We start from the raw sequence: 24,935 nt of genomic DNA on the forward strand, positions 1-24,935 counted from the left end.
AGTGTTGCGACGCGTGCACGGTCGGCATCCTCACCGACTGCCGTCGCGAGCCGCAGCCTCGGCCGCCTCCGCCGCCTCGGCAGCCTCCGCGACCGCCTTGATCCGCGCGAGTCGCCGGTCCCAGTCGGCAGCCAGCGTGGCCATCCAGCGCGCGGTCGCGTCCAGCGCCGCCGACCGCACCTCATACCGCACCTCGCGGCCCGTGCGGCGGCCGGTGACCAGCCCGGCGGCGTCCAGCACCGCCAGGTGCTTCACCACCGCCTGCCTGGTCACCGGCAGATCCCCCGCCAACTCCGTCGCCGACGCGGCGCCGCGCACGGCCAGCAGGTCCAGCAGCCGCCGGCGGGTCGGATCGGCGAGCGCCGTGAGCACCTCGTCGACCGGCTCGGCCAGAACGGCCGGAACGCTGCCGCCCGTCGAACTCGCCGATCCCGCCGAATCCACCGAACCCGCCGCGCCGCCGCCCCCCGCATCGGCCGCGACGCCGACGCTGCCCGCCGCCGATCCCGCCGTACCCGCCGCGCCGCCGCCCGCCACGCCCGGCACCGCCCCGTCCATCGAAACCCCCTGCGACCTCACGCCGCCTCTTCAGCACGCTTCTTCAGCGCGGCGATCTCCTCAGCCCACCCCGACATATTGTCCCGCAGCGCCCCGCGCCGCACGTCCTCGCTCCCGTCGAGCACCGCGAAGCCGCTCTCGACCACGCGCAGCCGGGTGCCGTCGCCCTCGGGCGTGAGCGTGAACTCGATCAGCGTCGTGATCCCCTCGCGCAGCTGCTCACCCTTGTAGGCGCTGGCCCACCGGTAGGCGACGTAGCTCTTCGGATCGACCTTCTCCACCCGCACCGGGAAGTCGCCGTACTTCTCGTCGTGCGCGACCGTGGTCTGGCCGGCGACCGCGGTGGCCCCGGTCGGGGCGACCCAGAAGCCGGGCTCGGTCACCAGCGACCAGACCCGGTCCTGGGAGGCGGCGATCAGGGTCTCGCGCTCGATGCGGTCCTGGATGTCGGTGGTCATGGTGTGCTCCTTCGCTCGTCCGTAACCTGCAACTCCAGAGTTGCACATTGCCTCGCGACGCGCAACCCAAAGGTTGCACGTATCCCATCCCCGCTGCTCCGGACAGGTGACCGACCGGTTCGCCGCCTCCGCACGGGTCACCACCAAGGGGAAGCCAACGAGCGAGGAGGCCCGGTGCCGCGCGACGGATCCAAGGAGCCCGAGCAGCCCAAGGAACCCGACGCGCTCCTGCTCCAGGCCGGAAAGTACTTCCATCGCGGCACCACGGCCCCGGACCTGCACAGCGTCGCCTACCAGGGCGGCCGGGAAGGCGACGTCTTCTACCGCGACCGCTGGAGCCACGACAAGATCGTGTACTCCACCCACGGCGTCAACTGCACCGGCTCGTGCCGCTGGAAGGTCTACGTCAAAGACGGCATCATCACCTGGGAGACGCAGGCCACCGACTACCCCTCCGTCGGCCCGGACCGACCCGAATACGAGCCCCGCGGCTGCCCGCGCGGCGCCTCCTTCTCCTGGTACACCTACTCCCCCTCGCGCGTGCGCCACCCCTACATCCGCGGCGTCCTGCTCGAACAGTTCCGCGCCGCCAAGAAGGCCGCCGACGGGGATCCGGTCGCCGCGTGGGCCGCGATCCAGTCAGACCCCGAACGCCGCCGCGCCTACCAGAACGCTCGCGGCAAGGGCGGCCTGGTCCGCGCGACCTGGGACGAGGCCGTGGACATCATCGCCGCGGCGCACGTCCACACCATCAAGGAACACGGCCCCGACCGCATCGCCGGCTTCTCCCCGATCCCGGCCATGTCCATGGTCTCCCACGCCTCCGGCGCCCGCTTCATGTCGCTCATCGGCGGCACCATGCTGTCCTTCTACGACTGGTACGCCGACCTGCCCGTGGCCTCCCCGCAGGTGTTCGGCGACCAGACCGACGTCCCCGAGTCCGGCGACTGGTGGGACGCCGCCTACCTGATCATGTGGGGCTCCAACGTCCCGGTCACCCGCACCCCCGACGCGCACTGGATGGCCGAGGCCCGTTACCGCGGCCAGAAAGTCGTGGTCGTCGCTCCCGACTACGCCGACAACGCCAAGTTCGCCGACGAGTGGCTGCACCCGCACCCCGGCACCGACGCCGCGCTGGCCATCGCCATGGGCCACGTCATCCTCAAAGAGCACTTCGTCGACAACCACAACGAGTTCTTCGACTCCTACGTCAAACAGTTCACCGACCTGCCGTTCCTGGTCACGCTGACCGAACACGACAGGGGCGGCTACTACGTCCCCGACAAGTTCGTCCGCGCGGCGGATCTCGACGGCGCCGATGGAAGCGTCAACGGCAGCACCCCCGAAGCCGAAGGCGCCGCCTGGAAGACCGTCATCCTCGACGCCGCCACCGGCCGACCCGTCGTCCCCAACGGCTCCCTGGGCTTCCGTTGGACCGCCTCCGGCGAAGGCCGCTGGAACCTCGACCTGGACGACATCGAACCCCGCCTAAGCCTGCTCGGCATGCCCGAAGCCATCCCCGCCGAGGTCCTGCTCCCCCGCTTCGACACCGACGGCGGCCGGCACGGCCAGGGCCGCGGCGAGATCCACACCCGCGGCGTCCCGGCCGTCCGCCTGCACCCCGGCGGCCCGCTCGTCACCACGGTCTACGACCTGCTCCTGGCCCAGTACGGCGTGGCCCGCGCGGACCTGCCCGGCATCTGGCCCACCGGCTACGACGACGCCACCGCCCCCGGCACCCCGGCCTGGGCCGAGGCGCAGACCTCGGTCCCGGCCCGGCTCGCCGTGAAGATCGCCCGCGAGTTCGCCGACACCGCGACCAAGTCCGGCGGCCGCTGCATGATCCTGATGGGCGCCGGCACCAACCACTGGTTCCACTCCGAGACCATCTACCGGTCCTTCCTCGCCCTGCTCACCCTCACCGGCTGCCAGGGCCGCAACGGCGGCGGCTGGGCCCACTACGTCGGCCAGGAGAAGTGCCGCCCCTCCACCGGCTGGGCCACCCTGGCCTCGGCCAACGACTGGTCCCGCCCGCCGCGCCAGGCCATCGGCGCAGGGTTCTTCTACCTGAACACCGACCAGTGGCGCTACGACCAGTTCCGCACCGAAGTCCTCACCTCTCCCCTGGCCTCCGGCGCCATGAAGGGCATGTCCGGCGCCGACTGCCTGGCGCGCGCCTCACGCCTGGGCTGGATGCCGTCCTACTCGACGTTCGACCGGAACCCGCTGGACCTCGTCGACGAGGCCAAGGCCGCCGGGAAGGAGCCGGCCGACCACGTCGTCGACGAGCTCGAAGCCGGGCGGCTGGGATTCGCCTGCGAAGACCCTGACGCGCCGCAGAACTGGCCCCGGGTCCTGACTCTGTGGCGCGCGAACCTGTTGGGGTCCTCCGCCAAGGGCGCGGAGTACTTCGCCAAGCACCTGCTGGGCACGCACTCCTCACTCAGCGCCGAGGAAGCACGCGAGGACGTACGGCCCCGCGACGTGAAATGGCACCAGGACGCGCCGCAGGGCAAGCTCGACCTGCTGCTGTCGCTGGACTTCCGGATGACCTCCTCGGCGCTGCTGTCGGACGTCGTACTGCCCGCCGCCACCTGGTACGAGAAGCACGACCTGTCCTCCACGGACATGCACCCCTTCATCCACTCCTTCAGCCCCGCCGTCGATCCGCCCTGGCAGGCCCGCACCGACTTCACCGCGTTCCACACCATCGCGCGGCGCTTCAGCGAGCTGGCCGAGGGCCGCCTGGACACCCGGCACGACCTCGTCGCCACGCCGCTGCAGCACGACACGCCCGGCGAGACCGCGCAGCCCGGCGGCGTCGTCCGGGACTGGCGCCTCGGCGAGTGCGAACCCGTGCCGGGCAAGACGATGCCGGCGCTGGCCGTCGTCGAGCGCGACTACACGGCGATCGCCGCGAAGATGGCGGCGCTCGGGCCGAACGTGGAGAAGCTCGGGGTGCCGGTCAAGGGCCTGAAGTTCGTCCCGGACGAGGAAGTCGCCGCACTCAGGGCGCTCAACGGCACGGCGCGCGGCGGACCCGCCGACGGCCGTCCGCTGCTGGACACCGACGTCAAGGCCTGCAACGCGATCCTGCACCTGTCGGGCACCAGCAACGGACGGCTGGCCGTCCAGGGCTTCCACCAGCTGGAGAAGCGCGTCGGCAAGGAGTTCGCGCACCTGGCGGCCGAACACGAGGGTAAGCAGATCACCTACGCCGACACCCAGGCCGCGCCGGTCCCGGTCATCACCTCGCCGGAGTGGTCCGGCAGCGAGTCCGGCGGACGCCGTTATGCGCCGTTCACGCTGAACACCGAACACCTCAAGCCCTGGCACACCCTCACCGGCCGCCAGCACTTCTACCTCGACCACGATTGGATCCACGAGTTCGGCGAAGCCCTGCCGGTCTACCGGCCGCCCCTGGACATGAACCGGCTGTTCGGGGAGCCGCGGCTCGGTCCGGACGGGCAGAACGAGGTCACCGTCAGGTACCTGACCCCGCACAACAAGTGGTCCATCCACTCCGAGTACCAGGACAACCTGTTCATGCTGTCGCTGTCGCGCGGCGGACAGGTCATCTGGATGTCCGAGAAGGACGCCGCCGCGATCGGCGTGCGCGACAACGACTGGATCGAGGCGGTCAACCGCAACGGCGTGGTCGTGGCGCGCGCGATCGTCTCCCATCGGATGCCACAGGGGACCGTCTATATGCACCACGCGCAGGACCGCACTGTCGGCGTCCCCAAGACCGAGACCACAGGCAAGCGCGGGGGAATCCACAACTCCCTGACCCGGGTCATGCTCAAGCCCACGCACCTGATCGGCGGGTACGCGCAACTGTCCTGGGCGTTCAACTACCTCGGGCCGACCGGGAACCAGCGCGACGAGGTCACGGTTGTTCGGCGGCGTTCGCAGGAGGTTCAGTACTGATGCGCGTCATGGCTCAGATCGCGATGGTGATGAACCTCGATAAGTGCATCGGGTGCCATGCGTGCTCGGTCACTTGTAAGCAGACGTGGACCAACCGGCGCGGGATGGAGTACGTCTGGTTCAACAACGTGGAGACGCGTCCCGGGTTGGGATATCCGCGGCGGTACTCCGACCAGGAGAAGTGGAAGGGCGGCTGGGAGCTGGACCGACGCGGCCGGTTGAAGCTGAAGCAGGGCGGGCGGCTGAAGAAGCTCGCTGAGATCTTCGCCAATCCGGTGCTGCCTACTGTTGAGGACTACTACGAGCCCTGGACGTACGACTACGGGAACCTTCAGCAGGCGCCTCTGGGGAAAGACTATCCGGTGGCGCGGCCGCGGTCTCTGCTCACCGGAAAGCCGATGGATACGCTGCGCTGGAGCGCGAACTGGGACGACGATCTCGGCGGCGCGCCGGAGTATGGGCCTGAGGATCCGATCGTGCAGAAGATGCGCGAGGAGATCGGGGAGAAGGTGCGTTTCTCTTTTGAGCAGGCGTTCATGTTCTATCTGCCGCGGATCTGCGAGCACTGTCTGAACCCGGCTTGTGTGGCTTCTTGTCCCTCTGGCGCGCTCTATAAGCGGAGCGAGGACGGCATCGTGCTGGTCGATCAGGACCGGTGCCGGGGGTGGCGGCAGTGCGTCACGGCTTGTCCGTATAAGAAGATCTACCTTAACCACCGGACCGGTAAGGCAGAGAAGTGCACGTTCTGCTATCCGCGCGTAGAGGTGGGGCTTCCCACTGTCTGCTCAGAGACGTGTCCGGGGCGGCTGCGGTATCTCGGGGTGATGCTTTATGACGCGGATCAGGTAGCCGCCGCGGCTGAGACTGCTGATGACCGCGACTTGTATGAGGCGCAGCTCGGTGTGTTCCTGGATCCAAACGATGCAGAGGTGGCGCGCGCTGCGGAGGCTGCCGGCATCCCCTTTGAGTGGATGGAGGCGGCGCGGCGTTCTCCGGTGCGCAGGCTTATCTGCGACTACAAGGTAGCGTTGCCGCTGCATCCGGAGTTCCGCACTATGCCGATGGTCTGGTACATCCCGCCTCTGTCGCCGGTTGTGGAGGCCGTCTCGGAGTCCGGGTATGACGGCGAGGATGCGGACAACCTGTTCGGTGCGATCGATGCACTGCGGATTCCGATTGAGTACCTTGCCGGGCTCTTTACGGCTGGGGATGTGGTTCCGGTACGCACGGCGCTGGGACGGCTCGCTGCGATGCGCGCTTATATGCGGGAGCTGAACCTCGGTACTACACCTGAAGTGCCGTCGGTGGAGATTGAGGAGATGTACCGGCTTCTGGCGATCGCTAAGTACGAGGAACGCTATGTGATTCCTACTGCGGCGATGGCTGATGCGCACGCTATAGAGGAGGCGGCGCTCGGCGGCGGGTGCAGCGTCGATTACGACGGTGCTGATGGCGAGGTGGACGGGGTGGCCGGGGTGGCCGGGCCGTTCGGGGACGACTCGGGGAAGAAGGCGCTGCCTTTGATCTCTCTGGAGAGCTTCCACGCTATGCGGCGGCGGCAGACGGCGGATCGGGAGGAGGAGGTCTGATGGCCGGCCTCTTTAAGGGCTCTGGGTCTCCCCGCGCCACATCGATCAGCCGACGCGACCGAGTCGTGCTCCAGGCCGCCGCGCATCTGCTGGACTATCCCGACGCGGCGTGGCGTGAGCGTCTTCCTTTAGTGCGATCCGCTCTGGAGACGGTTGGTGGCGCCGCCGCGCGCAAACTGATTGCGTTCGTCGACGAGGCTTCCCTGACGCCGGCGGTAGACGCCTGCTCCCACTACGTCGACGTGTTCGACTTCAAGAACCGGCACAGCTTGTATCTGACGTGGTGGCTCGACGGGGACACGCGGCGTCGTGGTGCGTCGTTGGTCGAGCTCAAGGCCGTGTTCCGGGACGCCGGGTTCGTGTTCACCGAGGCAGAGCTTCCGGACTACCTGCCGGTAGTCCTGGAGTTCGTCGCCGCGAGCGGGGATCTCGGGCTCCTGCTGCGTCACCGTCCTGGCTTGGAACTGCTGAGGTTGGCGTTGGCCGAACACGGCACCGGCTACGCCTCCGTGCTGGAGGCGGTGTGCTCCACGTTGCCGGGCGCGTCGCCGAAGGACCGCGCCGCCGCGCGGGCGCTGGCTTCCGCCGGGCCGCCGCGCGAGACCGTCGGGCTGGATCCGGACACTGCGGCGTTGCGGCCGTACGGCCACCTCGACCTGCTGCCCGTCCTGAGCCCGGATCGTTAGAGGAGCACGACGTGAAGACGTTCCTGTGGGGTGCGCTCCCCTACATCGCCGCCGCGATCCTGGTCACCGGGCTGGCGTGGCGCTACCGGTATGACAAGTTCGGCTGGACGACGCGCTCCTCGGAAAGCTACGAGCGGCGGATCCTGAACATCGCCTCGCCGATGTTCCACTACGGCATCCTGTTCGTGTTCGTCGGACACCTGATGGGGCTGTTCATCCCGGCATCCTGGACGAACGCCGTCGGCCTGACCGAGCGCAGCTACAACCTGCTGTCCCTGTTCGGCGGCACGGCGGCCGGAGCGCTGGCCGTCACCGGCATCCTGATGCTGATCTACCGCCGCCGGACCACCGCCGCCGTGTACCGCGCCACGACACGGAACGACAAGCTGATGTACGTAGTGCTACTCGCCGCAATCATCATGGGCCTGGTCGCCAAGCTAACCCACGCCGGCATCCACGCGGGCTACAACTACCGCGCGACCATCGCCCCCTGGTCCCGCAGCCTGTTCCTACTCCAACCGAAGACCGGCCTGATGACTCAGGCACCAGCGGTGTTCCAGGTACACGCGGCGATCGGCCTGCTGCTCTTCGCCCTGCTGCCCTTCACCCGCCTGGTGCACACGTTCAGCGCCCCGGTCCAGTACCTGTTCCGGCCATACATCGTGTACCGCAGCCGCGACCCCCGCACCCTGTCCGAGGCCCCGGCCCGACGCGGGTGGGAACGCATCGGGAGCTGAGGCCGCACGGGGCGCTAGCCTGCGCTCCTGCGCGTCGATTCGGGGGACGAAGCGACGGTCCTGCCAGGCGCGACCGGCCAGCTGGCGACTACAGCCGCATGCCTCGCGGTGACCAATCCGGTGAAGGCGCCGGTTCAAGCGGGCTGGCGAACGTTGGCCGCAGGTCATGCCGCCCTGCTAGACCGGTGCAGGCAGGCGTGGTTGCAGATGGTTGTTTGGGCGCTTGCCGCGCTTGGGGCCTGTTATCCGCCCCGAAAGGCCAGACCGACCGAACCTCGCCGCGTGCACTGCCGCGCGCTCTTCTCCGAACCACCAATCCCGGGCGAGCTCGCCGCTCACGCCGCCGCCTTCCCGATCACTTGGGGCCTGTTATCCGCCACAGGCTCGGCCGGCCCACCCCGAAGGACAGGCCGGCCAAGCCGCGACACGCGCCGCCACTCGCGCCAAGCCGGCTCAGGCTCAGCGCCCGAGCCTCACCATCAGCGCCGCCGCTCGCACCAAAGCCTCGGGCTTCAGCGCCCGAGCCTCACCGCGAGCGCCGCGAACCGCTAGCCCGGGCACGCTCGCCGCACGCCGCGCCGCCGCGAGCACCCAAGTCTCAGGCTTCAGCACCTGAGCCCCGCCGCGAGCGCCGCCGCGCGCCCCGAACCGCTACCTCGGACACGCTCGCCGCAGACCCGTCGCCGCTCGCACCGAAGCCTCGGGCTTCAGCGCCCAAGCCTCACCGCAAGCGCCGCCCCACGCCCCACCGCACTCACCTCCCGACCACCGCCGCGTACCCGGCGGCCGCCATCGTGAAGCCGCCGCGGCCCTGCGTTCGGCTTCGCAGGCGCGTGGCGTAGCCGAAGACTTCCGCCAGCGGCACCGTTGCCGTCACCAGCGCTGTGCCGGCGCGGGTGGTCGAGGCGGTGACTCGGCCGCGGCAGGCTGCGAGGTCGCCGAGGACCGCGCCTACGGTGTCCTCCGGGGTCGTGATCGTCAGTTCGGCGATCGGTTCTAGCAGCACCAGCCTGCTCGCGCGCAGGGCGGCGCGCAGGCCTTGGGCGCCGGCTGTGCGGAAGGCCAGTTCCGAGGAGTCCTTCACGTGGGTCGCGCCGTCCACCAGCGTTACGTGCAGGCCGGTCACCGGGTGGCCGGCCAGGGGGCCGGTCGCGAGGGCGTCGCGGCAGCCGGCTTCGACTGCTCGGATGTACTCGCGGGGGACGCGGCCGCCGGTGACGTGGGATTCGAACGTGAAGCCCGTGTCGCCGAGGGTGGCGGTCAGTGGCCTGACGTCCAGGACCACGTGTGCCCACTGGCCTGAGCCGCCCTCCTGTTTGACGTGCCGGTATACGAAGCCGGACACGCCCGACACCACCGCCTCGCGCAGCGCGACCTGCGGTCGGCCGACGCTCACCGCGATCCCCCTCTCCCGCCTGATCTTCTCCACCGCGACCTCCAAGTGCAGTTCGCCCAGGCCCGACAGCAGCGTCTGCCCGGTCTCGGCGTCGGTGCGCACCGCCAGCGACGGGTCCTCCTCGACCGCGCGCGCCAGCGCCGCCGCCAGGCGCCCGGTGTCGGCGTTGCGGTCGGCCTCGACCGCGACCGACACCACCGGTTCGGACGTCGTCGGCGCCTCCAGCAGGACCGACGCGCCCGACGCACCCGGCCCGCCCGAAGCGCCCGACCCGCCCAGCGCCGCCAGCGTCGCGCCGGTCGCCGCGTGCTTCGGCCCGACCAGCGCGACGATGTCGCCGGCCGCCGCCTGCTCGACCTCGGTGTGCCGGTCGGCCTGCACCCGCAGGATCCGCCCGACCCGCTCCGTCCGCCCCGCCCCGACGTCCAGCACCGCATCGCCCTTGCGCAGCGTCCCGGAGTACACGCGCACGAACGTCAGCCGCCCCGTCCCGGTCGACTGCACCTTGAACACCAGAGCCGCCAACGGCTGCTCCGGATCGGCGCCCGTCCGGTCCAGCGGCGAAGGCAGGTAAGCCACCGCCGCATCCAGCAGCGGCTCGACACCCCGGTTCTTGTACGCCGCACCGCACAGCACCACGACGATCTCGCCCGAGGCCGTCAGCTCACGCAGCGCAGTCCGCAACGTCTCCGCAGAGAGACCGGATCGCGAGACGAACTCCTCCAGCGCGACCGCACTCCGCTCAGCCACCGCCTCCTCCAGCACACGCCGACGCCGAGCAGCCTCCTCGACCAGCGAAGAGGGAACAGCACCAGAGCTCATCCCACCGGAACCAGAACCGGAACCAGAATCGACCCACGTCAGAGCCCGCATACCGACGAGATCGACGACCCCGACGAACTCCCCCTCGCTCCCGATAGGCATCTGCACAGCCAGCGGCACCGGATGCAGCCGATCCCGGATCGACGAAACCGCCGTATCAAGATCGGCGCCAACGCGATCCATCTTGTTGACGAAAGCGATCCGCGGCACCCCATACCGATCAGCCAGCCGCCACACCGACTCACTCTGCGGCTCAACCCCCGCCACGGCGTCGAACACCGCGACCGCGCCGTCCAGCACGCGCAAAGCCCGCTCGACCTCCGCCGAGAAGTCGACGTGGCCAGGCGTGTCGATCAGGTTCAGCCGATGCCCGTCCCAGTCGCAGCTCACCGCGGCGGCGAAGATCGTGATGCCGCGATCGCGCTCCTGGGAGTCGAAATCGGTGACAGTGGTGCCGTCGTGCACCTCACCGCGCTTGTGTACGGCGCCGGTCAGGAACAGCACGCGTTCGGTGACGGTGGTCTTGCCCGCGTCCACGTGAGCCAGAATGCCCAGGTTGCGAACCAGGGAAAGGGATGGGGAACGGCGCGTCGAATCAGCACGCATGATCGGTCGGTCCTTCGTATTCGCTGCTGTGAATCAGGACAGCGCGATACCCGGGCACGGCGCCGCACCGAAAGGCAAGGGCGACGCAGAAAGGGAAAGCCCGGGAAAGTGTCTCAGCGCAAGCCGCGCAGCCGGCGCCGAGCCGGCGAAGACACCAGGATCACCTCGAACAGATGCCGGGAAGCGGTGCCATGTCCCCCGACGATGGCGATGGCAACAGCGCCGCGAGTCATGACCCCTCCCCCGTCTTCGAAGCATGCGATGGTCCGGGCCGTTCAGCGACGGACCCGATGCGGTGAGGCTAGCCGATGCCCCGAGACGGGCAAACCGATTTCCGCCACACTGACGCCATGCGCATCGATCTCTCCGTGGACGGCCACCCGGTCGTCGTCCGGGACCTGGAGCCCGCCGACGAGCGGGCGGTCCTGGCCGTCTTCGACGCCTCCGACGACTGGTTCGTCGCCGCCACCGGCCAGCCCTCGGCCCCTGGCGACGTACAGAGCGCCTACTACTCGCTGCCCGAAGGCTACGACTTCGATGACAAGGTCCTGCTGGTCATCGAGGCCGACCGGGAGGTCGTCGGCTTCGTCGACGCCCTGCGCCGCTACCCGCACACCGCCTCGGTCGGCATCGGCACGTTCCTGATCCGGCCGGAGTTCCGGCGCCTGGGCATCGGACGGAGCGTGGTCCGCGCGCTGTCGGCCGCGGCCGCCGAGCAGGACGTCGCCCAGATCAGCACGCACGTCGCCGAGGGCTGGGCGCCGGGCCGCAAGTTCCTGGCGGCGCTGGGTGCCGACTTCTCCGCGCCGGTCTCGCCCGGCGGCGGGAACCGCACCGTGGGGCCGGCCGAGGGCGCCAGAAAAGTGATCCCCGCCACCCTCGTGATCGCTTGACACGTGACAGAGCCCTGATCTTGGCGGAATCGGCCGAGTCGGGGCCGCGGATGCCGCTATCCCGCCGGCGTTCGACGATTTCGACAACCGTGAGCGATTCTCAGATCATCCTCAGTAGCCAGTGATAACCCTCTGTGCGATACTCTTCACAAGAACTGAACATTGGTTCCGAACATCGCACGCCTCGGCACCACGAGGTGAAATCAGACCTCTTGCCAGGGGGGAGCATGCGGTCAGCTCTCGACTGGGCGCCGACGCGCGCCCGGTTGCTGCCACCGGACACCACCGACTTCACCGGACGGCTCAGCGAGCTGACGGCTCTCACCGACTCCTCCACCTTCCCGGCGCACACCGCCGGACTGTTCGTCGTGATCGGCGCCGGCGGCACCGGCAAGACCGCCCTGGCCGTGCGCGCCGCGCGGTTGGCCGGGGACGACTACCCGGACGCGCATCTCTACGCCGACCTCGGCGGCTACACCGGCGCGCCGACCCCGGTGCCGGACGTGCTACGCCGCTTCTTGCGCGCCCTGGGCGCCACCGGACCGCTGCCCGAGGACCAGGACGAGCTCGTCGGCATGTTCCGCACCGCGCTGGCCGGCCAGCGCTGCCTGGTGGTCCTGGACGACGCCGCCGACGAGGCGCAGGTGCGGCCGCTGCTGCCGACCGGCCCGGACGCGCTGGCCATCGTCACCAGCCGCAACTGGCTCGGCGGGCTGGCCGGGGCGCTGCCGGTACGGCTCGGCCCGATGTCCGACGCCGAGGCCGCGGCGATGCTGGCGCGCGTCCTCGGCGCCCGCTGGACCGGCACCGAGGACGTGGACGGCCTGCTGGCGCTGTGCGGATACCTGCCGCTGGCCATCCGCATCGCGGCGGCGCGCCTGCTGTCTCGGCCGCAGATGAGCGTCGACGACCTCTGCGACCAGCTGCGCGACGAGCGCCGCCGGCTCAAGCGGCTCACCGCCGGCGACATCACCGTGCACGGCGTGCTGACCTCCTCCTACGACGGGCTGGAGCCCGGGGACCGCAGGACCTTCCGGCGGTTGGCGCTGTTGCGCGGCTACGACTTCTGCCCGGAGGCCGCCGCGCACGTCGCGGGGATCACCCGGGAGGAGGCGCAGGAGTCGCTGGACCGGATGGCCGATCGCAGCGTGGTCCGCGCGGAATCGGAGACGGGACGCTACAGCCTGCACTCGCTGGCGCGGCTGTTCGCGGCCGACCGGCTGACGGTGGATGAGGAGCCTGAGGCGGTGCTGGCTGCCGAGGCCGGGCATCTGCGGTGGGTACTGTCCCGGCTGCGGGCCGCGGCGGAGCTGGTGAATCCGCGCATGGTGCGGCTGCCGTGCACGCAGGCCAAGGCCGAGGCCGACGACCCCAAGGTGCTGACCCACGCAGTCGGCCACCCCGGGAACCACCCGACCGGCACCAGCCCGGCCGAAAGCGCCCCGGCGCACCGCGAGGCCGCGCTGGCCTGGCTGGACGCCGAGCGCCACAACCTGCTGGCGCTGGTCCGGCACCACCGCCGGCTCGGCGATCCGGCGGTGTGCTGGACGATCCCGGACGCCCTGCGCGGCTACTACCACCAGCGCAGGCACCTGCGTGAGTGGATACGCATGGCGGAGATCGGGCTCGCCGCCGCGCGGCACGAGCGGAACCTGCGCGCGCAGGCCGCCATGCACCTGACGCTCGGCATGGCCGGCTTCGCGGCCAACCGGGTCGCCGACGCCGAGGACCACTATCAGCGCACTGTCGAACTCGCCCTGGGCTCGGGCTGGCAGGAGATCGAGGCCGCGGCGTACCGCAACCTGGCCGGGGTGGCGCTCGCGCACGGCGACACGGCCACCTCGGAGAAGTACCTGTCGCTGTGGGCCGACCTGAACGAGCGGCTGGATCTGCGGCTGAACTCGGCGGTACCGGACATCGAGATACCCGAAGGCGAAGGCCAGGCCGGCGCCGAAAACCTCCCCGCGGCCGCAGAGACGTTCGACGTCCCGCAGCCCGGCCACGACGCCGCAGCCGCCGAGGAGTGGTCGGGCCTCAGCCGCCGCGAGCAGACCGTGGCGCGGCTGGTGGTGCAGGGGCTGACCAACCAGCAGATCGCCAAACGGATCCGGTGTTCGCCGGAGACGGTGAAGTTCCACCTGCGGAACATCTTCCGCAAGCTGGGCATCGGGTCCCGCGTGGAGATCGCCCGGTTCGTGCTGGCCTCGGGGGCGCCGAGCTAGGCAGTCGGGCCAGTCGGGCCGGCGAGCTGGCGACGAGCTGGCCGGCACGGTCAGCCGACCAGCACCTCCAGCAGGCTGAGCTCCACACCGATCCCGCCGACCGCGCCGGGGCGGCGGCGGAACGTGGCCAGCTCCAGCCCGAGCCGGTCGGCCATGACGCGCAGCCGCTCCTTGTTGCCCAGGGTGTTGAAGCCGAGGAACATACGGCCGCCGGGTGCCAGCAGCTTCGGGCCCTGGCTCAGGAACTTGCTGTGGGTGGCGTAGTCGCGGTCGAAGAAGGCCCACTGCAACTCGTCCAGGTACTCGAACTCCGGGGGCGCGTCGATGACGTTGGAGTTCCAGTAGATGACGTCGTACCGCTCGGCGGTGTCGAGGGCGTCGAACAGGTTGCTTCGCAGGACTCTGAGCCGGTCGGCCACGCCGTGCCGGCGGGCGTTCGCCTCGGTGTTCGCCACCGCGGCGCGGGAGATGTCCAGGGCGGTGACGTGCGCGCAGCCCGCGAGCGCGGCGGTCACCGCGGTGACCCCGGCGCCAGAGCCGATCTCCAGGAACGCCCCGCCGACCGGGAACGGCAGCCAGGAGGAGAACAGCTCGGTGGAGGCGGTGTGGACCGGGGCGAACACCCCGGGCAGCAGGGTCCAGGTGCGGCCGAGCATGGCGAACTGCTCCGGGCGGCCCTCGACGGCGCTGTGCTGGTCGGTCAGGGCGGCGCCGGCGGCCATCGGGTCGGCGAACTCGATCGTGGCGCGGACCGCGACTTCCCGCGGCGGCACCGCGATGCCGAGCTGGTCGGCGGTCATCTCGACACCGCTTCGCAGCCGGTACCGATCGGCAGGCGGCCGTCACAACCTTTCTGAAACGACAGGACGAGCATCGGCTTTCTCCTCCGGCACGAGGTGTGCCTGGGCGCCGGCCCTCGCAGCCGGCGCCCAGGGTTGGCCGCCCAGAAACGACTCGCCGCCCCACACAGCGGTCGTCTTGTCGGCCAGCTCGATGGTCCGCTCCAGCGTCGCGGCGGTCCGGGCGGCGACGATCACCGAGGTGATCCTCCCGGCCGGTCCGTCCGCGCGCATGGTCAGACCTCTGATTCGGACGCCGGATCGGCGTCCCGTTCGGCACCGGCGCCGGGCGGCGGGGCCCCGGCTCCGGCGAAGCTGGGCCAGGGCACCCGATGACGGGAGATCAGGACCCTGGCGGTCCGGTGGTCGACCAGCTCGCCGCCTGGCTCGACGGGGAACGCCACCCCGCCGAACGGTCGGAGACCCGCCACGAACTCCGAGGCGACGAGCCGGTCGTCAGAGAGCAACTCCACACCCCGGCGGCCCGGCGGCGGGACCAGGATCAGCGGCTCGCCCTCCGCCGATCCCATCACCCGCCCGACGTATGCCGGGAACCCCACACCGGGGTGCGACGGCGGAACCAGAACCTCACCGTCCCGCACGAACCGCACCACGGGGTGCGCGATCGCGGACGGGAACCGCCGGAATCCCGACGGCAGGGCGCCTTCGCCCTCGGCGGTCTCCTCGGTGAGCTGGTCGCCGATGATGAGCTGACTCATGTGGATCAGCTTCGCCGCGACCGGCCGGGGCGACAACTGCCCGTTGGGGTAGGCGGTGATCGCCGGGGCGTTCGGGTGGGGGTCGGTGATCACCTACCCGAACGGGTGGGTGTGAGTGCTCTGCGGTCTTCTTTAGAGTCCTGACACGTCACGGTAATCGGGGGGCACCCCAGAGCCGCCGGGGCCGGCGCTCCCAGCGCGCCGACCCCGGCTGAGCCCGGCACGCGTTCGGAGCAACGGCTGGTATCCGCCACAACGCGGGGCGGGCCCGGTTTGTCGCGCCGAACAAACCGCGGAACTGCGCGTAACGCAGCCGGGCACCCCGCGTTTGCCAAGCGTGGAGATCAGGGAAGCGGACATCGCCGCCATGGGCCGGGCCGAGCTCGAAGAGCTGATCGACCGCGCGGTACGCCCGGACGTACCGCTGCGGGTGCTGTTCGCCGCCCTGGACCGGTACACCGAGCTGCTGCGCCCGGTGCTCGACGACGAGCCCCTGCCGGGCCCCGGGCCGGGCACCGGGCCCGGCCGCGGTGCCGACGGCGGATCGCACGGATCACCCGGATCGCACCCCGGACAACACCCCACAGCGCACCCCACACCGCACCCCGCAGCCCACCCCGGCACCCACCCCGGCACCCACCCGGGCTCGCACGCCGCCCCGCGCGCCGGCTCGCACGCCGGGGCCGAGGCGCCGCCGATGGCCATTCCGGTCGCCCCGGGGTCACCGGCCGTAACCGGACTGCTGGGCGTCACCGGACCCCCGGCGGCGGCCGGACCGCCGGGGCCACCGGGCCCACCGGGACCGACGCGTTCTCCGGAATGACAATCCGTTGAACCCCGGCGTTCCCCTGATCGGACCGTCTGATCGGCCTCTCTTGCCCGCGCCGGGTCGGCCCTCATAGCCTGAACTGCGCCCCGGCGGAAAACGAGAGAAGTGCAGGGATCTGGTCAGAACGTGAACGCGATCCGGTTTCAGGTCCTCGGTCCGCTGCGGGGCCTTCGCGGCGAGGAGGAACTGGCCACGGGGAGCCCGCAGCAGCAGGCCATGCTGGCCGCCCTGTTGCTGCTGCCGGGCCGGACCGCGAGTTCGGCGGAGCTCATCGACGCCCTGTGGGGCGAGGAGCCGCCGAGCCGGGCGCGCTCCATCCTGAGGACTTACGCGTGGCGCTGGCGCCGGGTGCTGGACCCGGAGGCCGCCGACGGCGCCGCGTCCGAGGTGCTGGTCTCGCTGGCCGGCGGTTATCGGCTGGCGCTGCCGTCGTCGTTCGGGGGCGGCGGTGCCGGCTCCTCGCGGGGCTCCTCGCACAGCGCGGCGGACGGGTCGGCCGAACCGGTCGGCCTGGCCCCCGCCGCGCCGACCGGGTACGACGGCACCAGGTTCGAGGGCACCAGGTTCGACGGCGCCTGGCCCGAAGACGCCGAGGCCGAGAGCCTGCCGGTGGACGCCGAGCAGGCCGAGCGCTGGGCCTCCGAGGCGGACAAGGCCGGCGCCGAGGGCCGGCCGGAGCAGGCTCGGGAGCTGCTCCGGCGGGCCGTGGACCTGTGGACCGGGGTACCGCTGGCCGGGGTGCCGGGGCCGTTCGCCGAACGGCAGCGGCGGCGCTTCGCCGAGCTGCGGCTGAGCCTGCTGGAGCGGCGCATCGCGCTGGACGTGGAGCTGGGGCGCGGGGCTTCGTGCGTGCCGGAGCTGCGGGCGCTCAGCGACGAGTTCCCGCTGCGGGAGCGGCTGTACGCGCTGCTGATGCGGGCGCTGTCGCAGTCCGGACGCCAGGCCGACGCGCTGGCGGCGTTCACGGCGGCGCGCCGGCTGCTGATCGGCGAACTCGGCGTCGAGCCGGGCGCGGAGCTGCGCGCGGTGCACGCCGAGGTGCTGGCCGGCGGATCGCTCTCGCCGAGCCCGTCGAGTCTGTCGAGCCGGCCAAGCCAGTCGAGCCGGTCAACCTCATCGAGCCGGTCAACCTCATCGAGCGGGTCGACACTGCCGTCGGCCGCAGCCTCGCCGTCCAGGATCCCCGCAGGTCAGAGCACACGCGACAAGACTCCAGCGGTCCCGCGTCCAGCCCAGCTCCCCCCGGCCGAGCCGGACTTCGTCGGCCGCGGCGCGCTCGTGGAACGCCTCGGCGCCGAGTTGAGCGCCGTCGAGTACGCGGCCCCGACGGTGCTGGCCCTGGCCGGGATGGGAGGCGTCGGCAAGAGCACGCTGGCGCTGCACATCGCGCACCGCGCCCGGCCCTCTTTCCCCGACGGCCAGCTCTACGCCGATCTCCGCGGTACCGGCGCCTCGCCGGTCCCGCCGCAGGCCGTGCTGGAGGACTTCCTGCACGCGCTGGGGGTTCCGGCCAAGGAGATCCCGGAGGGCACCGCGGCGCGCTCGTCGTTGTTCCGGACCGTGCTCGACGGCCGGCGGCTGCTGCTCGTGCTCGACGACGCGGCCAACGCCGCGCAGGTCAGGCCCCTGCTGCCGGGCGCCGCCGGCTGCGCGGTGCTGGTCACCAGCCGGGCCCGGCTGGTCGCGCTGCCGAAGTCGGCGCAGGTGTGGCTGGACGTGTTCGACGACGAGGAAGCCCTCGGGCTGTTGGGACGCGTCGCCGGCCCCGAACGTCCGCAGGCCGAGCCGGAAGCGGCCCGGCTGCTGGTCGACGCCTGCGGACGACTGCCGTTGGCGGTCCGGATCGTGGCCGCACGCCTGGCCGCACGCCCCGCCTGGACCGTCGCCTCACTGGCCGGACGGCTGGCCGATGAGCGGTCCCGGCTGCGGGAGCTGCGGATCGGCGAGTTGGCGGTGGCACCGGCGTTCGAGGTCGGATACCAACAGCTGACCGCGCTCCAGGCCACGGCGTTCCGGCTGCTCGGCGCGGTGGAGGCGGTGGAGATCGGGCTGCCCGCCGCGGCAGCCGTACTGGCGCTCCCCGAGGCGGACGCCGAGGCGGTCCTGGAATCGCTGGTGGACGTGGCGATGCTGGAATCCCCCGCCGAGCACCGGTACCGGCATCACAGCCTGCTACGGGACTTCGCGCACGGCGCCGCCGGCAACCCCGACCGCGCGGCGGCCGAAGGACTCGCGGCGCGCTCGCGGCTGCTGCGCTTCCTGCTCGCCGGGGCGTGCGCGGCGTTCGAGTCGGCGGTGCCCGGGGACCCGATCCGCGAGACGCTGGCGCCGCAGGGCATCGGCGAGTTCGCGTTCGACTCCCCCGCCGCCGCGCGTGCGTGGGCCCGCGACGAGGCGGCCACCGCCGCGGAGCTGACCGCGCGGATCGCGACCGAGGCGTTGAGCGAGGGCCCGCAGGCCGCGCGCTATCGGGAGCTGGTCCCGGCCGCCATCAACCTGCTGATAGCGATGAGCCCGTTCGGGCCGGGGCCGTGGGGCCGCCGGATCGCGACGGCGGTGCAGGATCTGGCGCGGGCCGCCGAGCGGGCCGGGGACGTGCGGGGCCAGGGCCGGGCATGGTTCCTGGCCGGGAACACGGCGCTGGCCGCGGGCCGGTTCGACGAGGCCTCGCAGCACGGCCGGTGGGCGCTGGAGCTGTGCACGCTGGCCGAGGACCCGGTGATCGCCCGGCAGGTGCTCAACGACCTGGGGGTGATCGCGCACGGCCGGGGCGCGTACGACGAGGCCGCGGGCCTGTTCGGCGAGGCGGTGGCGCTGGCCCGGGCGCTGGGGCACCACAGCGGCGAGGCCGGCTCCCTGCTGAACATGGCCGTGTCCCGGCTGCGCGCCGGCCGCGCCGCCGAAGTGCTCGCCGACTGCGAGGGGATGCTGGCCTCGGCGCGCGAGCGCGGGGATCCGGCGACGGCGGCGCAGACCCGGTATGTCAGCGGCCTGGCACTGGCCGCCCTGGCGCGCCCGGCCGAGGCCGCGGAGCGGTTCGAGACGGCGGCCACCGACTGGAACGCCCTGGGCGCCCTGGACCGCGCCGCGCGAGCCCGGTTCCAGTTGGCCAAGGCGTTGCACACGCTCGGCGCCGACGAATCCGCCCGCGACCACGCGCACGCCGCACTGGCCGAGTTCGAGGCCGACGGACACGCGGCCGATCAGCGAGCGGTGCGCGCACTACTCGCTGATCTGGACGCGGCGCGGGACTGACGTCACGTCCGTGCGGCCGGGGCGGGCTGAGTGTCGCCTCGCCGACAGCCGCCATCAGCAGCCGACAACCGCCGGCTGACGACCGGCCACCAGTAGCGGCTACCAACCACCGGCTACCGAAACCGCCTGCCGCCGCACCGCTGCTGTCGACAGCGATGCGAGCCCCCGGGTCCGCTTCGGCGAACCCCGGTGGGGCCGCGTTCGCCGAAGCGGCCCGTGCACAGCGCGCCGCTCAGGACGCCTGCGCCGGATGCCCGCCTTCGGGGACCATCGTGTTCCAGTCCGAGCCCGTGGCGGTGTGCGTCTCGGCCGGGCGCGCCGCGGTGTGGACCGAGGCGGCCGTGGTGGCCAGGGCGGTGACACCGAGGGCGGCCGCGAGGGCGAGCTTCGGCAGGGCGGGGAGACGCCGGGGGGCCATCGTGTTCCTTCCGGGGGGACGAGCAGTCTGTCCACCCTGCCACAGTCGGCGTCTACATACGATCTACGGCCTGTTCGGCCGTCAATCGACCATGGCGTAAATCCGTTGAAGGGCCCCAAAACGTTCGCCGCGGCCGACCCCGGTCCGACCGATCCCAAACCGTTACACGTGCCGCACCCTGGGCGTCGCGTCCCCCTCACACCCGCTGTCACGCGGGAGTTCTGCAATACCTTGACGCTCCGTGGCGAAAACGAGTTACCGTTTGCCCCGGGGGTTGGGGTGAATCCTTCCAGGCGGAAGCCCTAACATGCTGTTCCGGTTCGGGCATGACAAAACAACGATTCTTGATGGGGGTCAGCGAATGCAACCGCTGGAAGCGGGGGATCCGACACGCATCGGCCCATATGCCATTCTCGGCGTGCTCGGCAGCGGCGGCATGGGGAAGGTCTATCTCGGCCGTTCCACTGGGGGCCGGACGGTGGCGGTCAAGGCGGTACGGCCCGAACTGGCTGACGACGCGCAGTTCCGTCAGCGTTTCCGCAACGAGATCGAAGCCGCCAAGTCCGTCTCGGGGGCGTTCACGGCGGCGGTCGTCGACTCCGACACCGAGGCACCCGTACCGTGGTTCGCCACCGCGTTCATCGCCGGCATCTCCCTGGGGGACGCCGTGAGCCGTTTCGGCGCCCTGCCCGAGCCCGCGCTGCGCACCCTGACCGCCGGTCTCGCAGAGGCCATCACCGCCGTGCACCGCGCGGGGATCATCCACCGGGACCTGAAGCCGGCGAACGTGCTGCTGGCGCTGGACGGTCCGTACGTCATCGACTTCGGCATCACCCGCGCCACCGAGGGCACCGCGCTGACCACGGCCGGCACGGTGATGGGCTCGCCCGGCTTCATGTCGCCGGAGCAGGCCTCGGGCGTGCGCGTGGGTCCGGAGACCGACATGTTCTCCCTGGGCGCGACCCTGGTGTACGCCGCGACCGCGCGCAGCCCGTTCGGGGACGGGCCGACGCCGGCGCTGCTGTACCGCGTGGTGAGTCAGGAGCCGGACATCACCGGGGTCCCGGACTCGCTGCGCGACATGATCTCGGCCTGTCTGCACAAGGAGCCGGCGCGCCGGCCCACCACGCAGCAGATCCTGGACTACCTGGACGCCAACGCCCCGGCGCCGACCACCGGCGGCTGGCTGCCCCCGCACTACACCGACGCGATCGTGCAGGCCAGCAGCGTCATGACGCACATGGGCATCAACTCCGGCCCGTCCGCGCACATGGGCCAGAACCCCGGACCCGGCACGCCTCCTTACGGCGCGCCCGGCTACCAGGGCCCCGGCACTCCCCCGCAGGGCAACAGCACTTACGGACCGCCGGCCTACGCCCCGACCGCGCAGAGCGGCATGATGGGCGTCGGCCCCTACGGCCCCGGCCCCGGCCCGAACAGCGGTCCGCAGCAGCCGCACGGCGCCGGCGCCGGCAAGCTGAGCCGCCGCGCACTGTTCGGCATCGTCGGCGGCGGCGTGGTCGTCCTCGGCGGCGGCGCGACCGCGATAGCCATGTCCGGCGGCTCCAGCAACAAGCCGAACACGCCGCAGGCCAACGGCTCCACCACCAGCAGCAGCGGCTCCGGCCCGTCCTCGCCCACCGGCAGCAGCGGCCCCAGCAGCCAGTCCTCCGGCGCGCTGACCGGACCGACGAACAACGCGCCGGTCCAGGACCCGAACACCGCGGCCTCGGCGGCGCTCGGCGGCGCCCCGCAGGCGAACCCGGCCTGGAACCAGACCACCAGCGACCAGATCTGGGGCAGCGCCATCGGCCAGGACGCGGTCCTGCTGATCGGCACGGACAAGACCCACGGCCTGAACAGCCAGGGCAAGCCCAAGTGGAACGACATCACCTGCGGCAGCGGCACCATCGGCATCATGACCGCCACCGACGGCGCCACGGTCTACTGCACCGGCCTGGACGGCACCGGCGGCGACCCGCTGTTCGCCATCGACATCCAGAGCGGCAAGGTCCTGTGGACGCTGCCGCAGTTCGACCACCAGTGGCAGGCGCAGGGCGCGGCCGGCGTCAACGGCAACCTGGTGATCGTCTCGGCCAACGTCAACGTCCAGGGCGACGGCCTGTTCGCGGTCGACAAGAACACGCACAAGATGGTCTGGAAGCAGAACAACGCCGACATCGGAGCCATCCACGTCCCCCCGACCGGCAAGTACATCTTCACCGGCCACGACTCCTCCAGCTCCGACACCGACTCCACGATCACCTGCCTGGACATCAGCACCGGCACCAAGGTCTGGCAGGTCTCCCGCAAGAGCGCGACCCTGGGCGGCGCCGGCTCGGACCCGTTCGCCTACGCCAACGGCTACCTGATCGCCGGCGGCGACAAGCTCACCGCCCTGGACCCGGCCACCGGCAAGACGGTGTGGCAGACCCAGGTCGGCGACTCCTCCCTGGGCGGCAGCATCGCCAACCACCCCTTCACCGACGGCAGCGGCCGCGTGTACGTCACGGCCGACGGCTACCTGGCAGCGGTCGACGCCAAGAACGGCAAGGTGCTGTGGCAGTCCTCGCTGCCGGCCTCGGACCAGTTCCAGGTCGACGGCGCCACCGCCACCGCCGACGGCCAGGTGTACGTCGCGGACTACAAGCTGGCGCTGTACGCCATCGACGCGAACACCGGCAAGTGCAACTGGTCGTACTCGAACTCGCTGATGGCGGGCCAGAACGTGTCGACGCTGACCGCCGGCGGCGGGAAGGTGTACTACACGTCGGGGCAGGCCGTGCTGGCGTTCAACGCGAACGGGAAGTAGCGGGAAGCAGCAGGCGGCGCCTGCGCGCGGGCGCGGGTTCTCCGGACGGCGTCCGGTCCTTCGGGGCCGGGCGCTGTTCGTCTTCGATTGTTTCCGACGCGGGATCAGGCGAGTTCGAGGCCGAGTTCGCGGCGCAGGCGGGCCCGCAGGGCTTCTTCGAGCTCTGCCGGCCACGGCGCGTCGGTGGCGTCGGCTAGTTCACGCGCGGCCGGCAGAAAGATGCGCGCACACGCCATATGCGCTTCCAGCACGCTGTCGTGCGTCGCCTCGGCCGCCGGCAGATCCGCCAGCTGACGCAACCGTTCGGGCGGAAGCAGTGCGTTGAGATGCAGCGCCCCGCCGCGGTCCTCGACCGCCACGTCCTCCAGGAACAGCTGCACGATCAGCCCGCGCAGCAACCCGGCCCCGGACACCCCGACCACGTGCTCACGACGCCCGAGCACCACCGGAAGCAGACCCATCACCCGCAGGAACTCGGTGGTCAGGGCGCTGACCTTCGCCGAGTCGGGCGGCGTCGGACCGCCGGGCGGCGCGAGCCGGTCGTTCAGGCCGGCCCGGTCGAACAGCGGCTTCACGGTGCTGCTCGTCCGGTGCGCGACGTCGTCCGGCACGCCGATCGAGACGTCCCAGCGCTGCCAATCGGGCGTGATGTGCAGGAAAGTGCTCCCGAAGACCCGCTGCCTGAGCACCGAAGGCGCGACTCGGTCGGACAACTCCGGCCACTCGTCGACGAACGCGTCCTTCGCCTCGGGCTCGACAACCAGCCAGAGGTCGATGTCACTGTGCCGATCGGCGGTCCCGCGCGCGTGGCTGCCCAGGAGCCAGGCCGCGAGGACGCGCGGATCCGACTGCAGGACTTCGACAACGTGGTCCAGGAACGGCTCGGGCATGTGTCAGTTACCGCCTTCGAGTCCGATGCATTCCCCGCGTCCCCACCGGCACCGCGACCGCCGCCAGCGCAGCTGCCGCCCCGTACCACGCGGCGCCAGGCCAGGGCGGACGCGACGCCGCGTCGACCCGCGTGATCGGGCTCGACTTCGATCGCAGGGTGAACGTGATGGTCACGGGTTCCGCCGATCTGCTCTGGCTGCTCTGGATGCCAGCCGGAGTCGGCGAGGCCGTCGTGGAACTCGGCGCGGGCGTCGGTTTCGGCGGCTGTGCCGACGTCGGAGTCGGCGTCGGCGTCGGCGTCGGCGCGGCCGACAACTTCGACCCCGAACCCGACGCCCCGCCGAGCACCCCCACCGGCGCGACCTTCCCATCGACCTCGAAAGCCCAGTCCATCAACCGCGCCGCCTGATCGAAGACGTCCGTCCCACCGAGCATCATCGTCTCGATGACCGTGTGGCCGCCGCGCGTCGCGGCACCGACATACGTGTGGCCGGCCTTGGTCGTCAGCCCGCCCTTGATCCCGATCATTCCCGGATACGCCTTGACCATCGGATCGTGGCTGGTGAGCGTGAGCGTCGTCCCCTTCGGCCCGGGAAACGTGGTCTGCTTCAGGTCGCAGTACCCACGAAACGCCGGAATGTGCAGGCCGGCCCGAGCGAACAACGCGAGGTCGTAGGCACTCGTGAGCTGCCCGTCCTGGTCGTACCCGTCCGCATCGACGACCGTGGTGTCGCGCGCGCCGAGGCTGCGCGCCTCCTGCTGCATCGCCGCCACGGTGGCGCCCAGGCCTCCGGACAGGTGCGCCAGCTCCGCGACGGCGTCGTTCGCCGACTCCACGAACGTCGCGCGCCACAGGTCGGCGATGGAGTACGTGACGCCGGCCGTCATGCCGACGACGCTGCCGTCCGGCTCGGCGGCGAAGTCCGAGGCCTGCGGCGTGACCTCGCGGCTCGGGTCCAGGCGCGGGATGAGCGTATCGGCGGTCAGGACCTTGAGCGTGCTGGCCGGATACAGCGCGCGGTGCGGGTCCTGCTCGGCGAGGATCTGGCCGGTGTCGTAGTCGACGACCATGTAGGAGGCGACGTCCACATCCGGCGGTGAGGGCACGGAGGTTCGTATGGCCGCCCCCGCCGACGGCACCACCGCCGACGCCGTGATGACGGCGCCGAGCAGAACGAGCACACGGAACCGGAGGCTCACGACCACACGCGGGACCGTATCAGTGCCCTTTGGCGAGATCAACAGCCGACACTGTCACTGTTCCATTGACACTGT

General features: G+C 71.2%; 18 protein-coding genes. 9 read left to right on the forward strand and 9 right to left on the reverse strand.

Going from position 1 to position 24,935, the window contains the following annotated elements:
* Positions 1-30: 30 nt before the first annotated feature.
* Both ABH935_RS09120 and ABH935_RS09125 read right to left on the reverse strand, forming a co-directional pair.
* On the reverse strand, positions 31-393 hold the full coding sequence (locus ABH935_RS09120; protein ID WP_370377614.1) for an ArsR/SmtB family transcription factor: 363 nt from the start codon (positions 391-393) through the stop codon (positions 31-33).
* A gap of 182 nt (positions 394-575) precedes the next feature.
* Positions 576-1,016, reverse strand: coding sequence for an SRPBCC domain-containing protein (locus ABH935_RS09125; RefSeq protein WP_370377367.1), 441 nt, complete (start codon positions 1,014-1,016; stop codon positions 576-578).
* A gap of 174 nt (positions 1,017-1,190) precedes the next feature.
* On the opposite strand from ABH935_RS09125, the gene ABH935_RS09130 reads away from it, so the two are divergent.
* The 4 genes from ABH935_RS09130 to narI are packed head-to-tail and all read left to right on the forward strand — an operon-like array spanning position 1,191 to position 7,958.
* Complete coding sequence (locus ABH935_RS09130) at positions 1,191-4,946, forward strand: nitrate reductase subunit alpha (protein ID WP_370377368.1); 3,756 nt, start codon at positions 1,191-1,193, stop codon at positions 4,944-4,946.
* Positions 4,946-6,535 carry a nitrate reductase subunit beta gene (gene narH / locus ABH935_RS09135; RefSeq protein WP_370377369.1) on the forward strand — a complete coding sequence of 530 codons (1,590 nt, stop codon included), beginning with the start codon at positions 4,946-4,948 and terminating at the stop codon, positions 6,533-6,535. Before ABH935_RS09130 ends, narH begins: the two co-directional genes overlap by 1 nt.
* Positions 6,535-7,221 carry a nitrate reductase molybdenum cofactor assembly chaperone gene (narJ, locus tag ABH935_RS09140; RefSeq protein ID WP_370377370.1) on the forward strand — a complete coding sequence of 229 codons (687 nt, stop codon included), beginning with the start codon at positions 6,535-6,537 and terminating at the stop codon, positions 7,219-7,221. The genes narH and narJ overlap by 1 nt, the downstream gene beginning before the upstream one ends.
* A gap of 11 nt (positions 7,222-7,232) precedes the next feature.
* Positions 7,233-7,958, forward strand: a complete 726-nt coding sequence (narI, locus tag ABH935_RS09145; RefSeq protein WP_370377371.1) for a respiratory nitrate reductase subunit gamma — start codon at positions 7,233-7,235, stop codon at positions 7,956-7,958.
* Between the two features lie 754 nt (positions 7,959-8,712).
* On the opposite strand, the gene fusA is transcribed toward narI, so the two are convergent.
* Positions 8,713-10,782: an elongation factor G gene (fusA, locus tag ABH935_RS09150; protein WP_370377372.1), complete on the reverse strand. Its 2,070-nt coding sequence runs from the start codon at positions 10,780-10,782 to the stop codon at positions 8,713-8,715.
* A gap of 350 nt (positions 10,783-11,132) precedes the next feature.
* Between fusA and ABH935_RS09155 the strand changes: the two genes are divergently transcribed.
* Together ABH935_RS09155 and ABH935_RS09160 are read left to right on the forward strand one after the other, a co-directional pair.
* Positions 11,133-11,675, forward strand: coding sequence for an N-acetyltransferase family protein (locus ABH935_RS09155; protein ID WP_370377373.1), 543 nt, complete (start codon positions 11,133-11,135; stop codon positions 11,673-11,675).
* 227 nt (positions 11,676-11,902) lie between these two features.
* Positions 11,903-13,897 (forward strand): LuxR C-terminal-related transcriptional regulator, encoded by a 1,995-nt coding sequence (locus tag ABH935_RS09160; RefSeq protein ID WP_370377374.1) that lies wholly within the window; start codon positions 11,903-11,905, stop codon positions 13,895-13,897.
* A gap of 50 nt (positions 13,898-13,947) precedes the next feature.
* Here the strand turns inward: ABH935_RS09160 and ABH935_RS09165 are convergent, their stop codons facing one another.
* Genes ABH935_RS09165 through ABH935_RS09175 form a run of 3 tightly spaced genes read right to left on the reverse strand, consistent with a single transcriptional unit; the run spans position 13,948 to position 15,548 of the window.
* Complete coding sequence (locus ABH935_RS09165; protein WP_370377375.1) at positions 13,948-14,697, reverse strand: methyltransferase; 750 nt, start codon at positions 14,695-14,697, stop codon at positions 13,948-13,950.
* A 42-nt stretch (positions 14,698-14,739) separates the two neighbouring features.
* On the reverse strand, positions 14,740-14,970 hold the full coding sequence (locus ABH935_RS09170; protein ID WP_370377376.1) for a hypothetical protein: 231 nt from the start codon (positions 14,968-14,970) through the stop codon (positions 14,740-14,742).
* 2 nt (positions 14,971-14,972) lie between these two features.
* On the reverse strand, positions 14,973-15,548 hold the full coding sequence (locus ABH935_RS09175) for a hypothetical protein (protein WP_370377377.1): 576 nt from the start codon (positions 15,546-15,548) through the stop codon (positions 14,973-14,975).
* A 244-nt stretch (positions 15,549-15,792) separates the two neighbouring features.
* On the opposite strand from ABH935_RS09175, the gene ABH935_RS09180 reads away from it, so the two are divergent.
* Entirely contained in the window at positions 15,793-16,278 is a 486-nt protein-coding gene (locus ABH935_RS09180; protein ID WP_370377378.1) for a hypothetical protein, read from the forward strand.
* A gap of 132 nt (positions 16,279-16,410) precedes the next feature.
* Positions 16,411-19,539: a BTAD domain-containing putative transcriptional regulator gene (locus tag ABH935_RS09185; RefSeq protein ID WP_370377379.1), complete on the forward strand. Its 3,129-nt coding sequence runs from the start codon at positions 16,411-16,413 to the stop codon at positions 19,537-19,539.
* A gap of 232 nt (positions 19,540-19,771) precedes the next feature.
* On the opposite strand, the gene ABH935_RS09190 is transcribed toward ABH935_RS09185, so the two are convergent.
* Positions 19,772-19,957: a hypothetical protein gene (locus ABH935_RS09190; protein ID WP_370377380.1), complete on the reverse strand. Its 186-nt coding sequence runs from the start codon at positions 19,955-19,957 to the stop codon at positions 19,772-19,774.
* Positions 19,958-20,318: 361 nt separating this feature from the next.
* On the opposite strand from ABH935_RS09190, the gene ABH935_RS09195 reads away from it, so the two are divergent.
* The gene (locus tag ABH935_RS09195; RefSeq protein ID WP_370377381.1) at positions 20,319-22,769 is read left to right on the forward strand and encodes a PQQ-binding-like beta-propeller repeat protein; all 2,451 of its coding nucleotides are present in this window, start codon (positions 20,319-20,321) and stop codon (positions 22,767-22,769) included.
* 104 nt (positions 22,770-22,873) lie between these two features.
* On the opposite strand, the gene ABH935_RS09200 is transcribed toward ABH935_RS09195, so the two are convergent.
* Entirely contained in the window at positions 22,874-23,659 is a 786-nt protein-coding gene (locus ABH935_RS09200) for a nucleotidyltransferase domain-containing protein (RefSeq protein WP_370377382.1), read from the reverse strand.
* A gap of 7 nt (positions 23,660-23,666) precedes the next feature.
* The gene (locus ABH935_RS09205) at positions 23,667-24,866 is read right to left on the reverse strand and encodes a D-alanyl-D-alanine carboxypeptidase family protein (protein ID WP_370377383.1); all 1,200 of its coding nucleotides are present in this window, start codon (positions 24,864-24,866) and stop codon (positions 23,667-23,669) included.
* Positions 24,867-24,935: the final 69 nt, after the last annotated feature.

It is taken from the genome of Catenulispora sp. GAS73 (genome assembly GCF_041262085.1).
Lineage (GTDB): Bacteria > Actinomycetota > Actinomycetes > Streptomycetales > Catenulisporaceae > Catenulispora.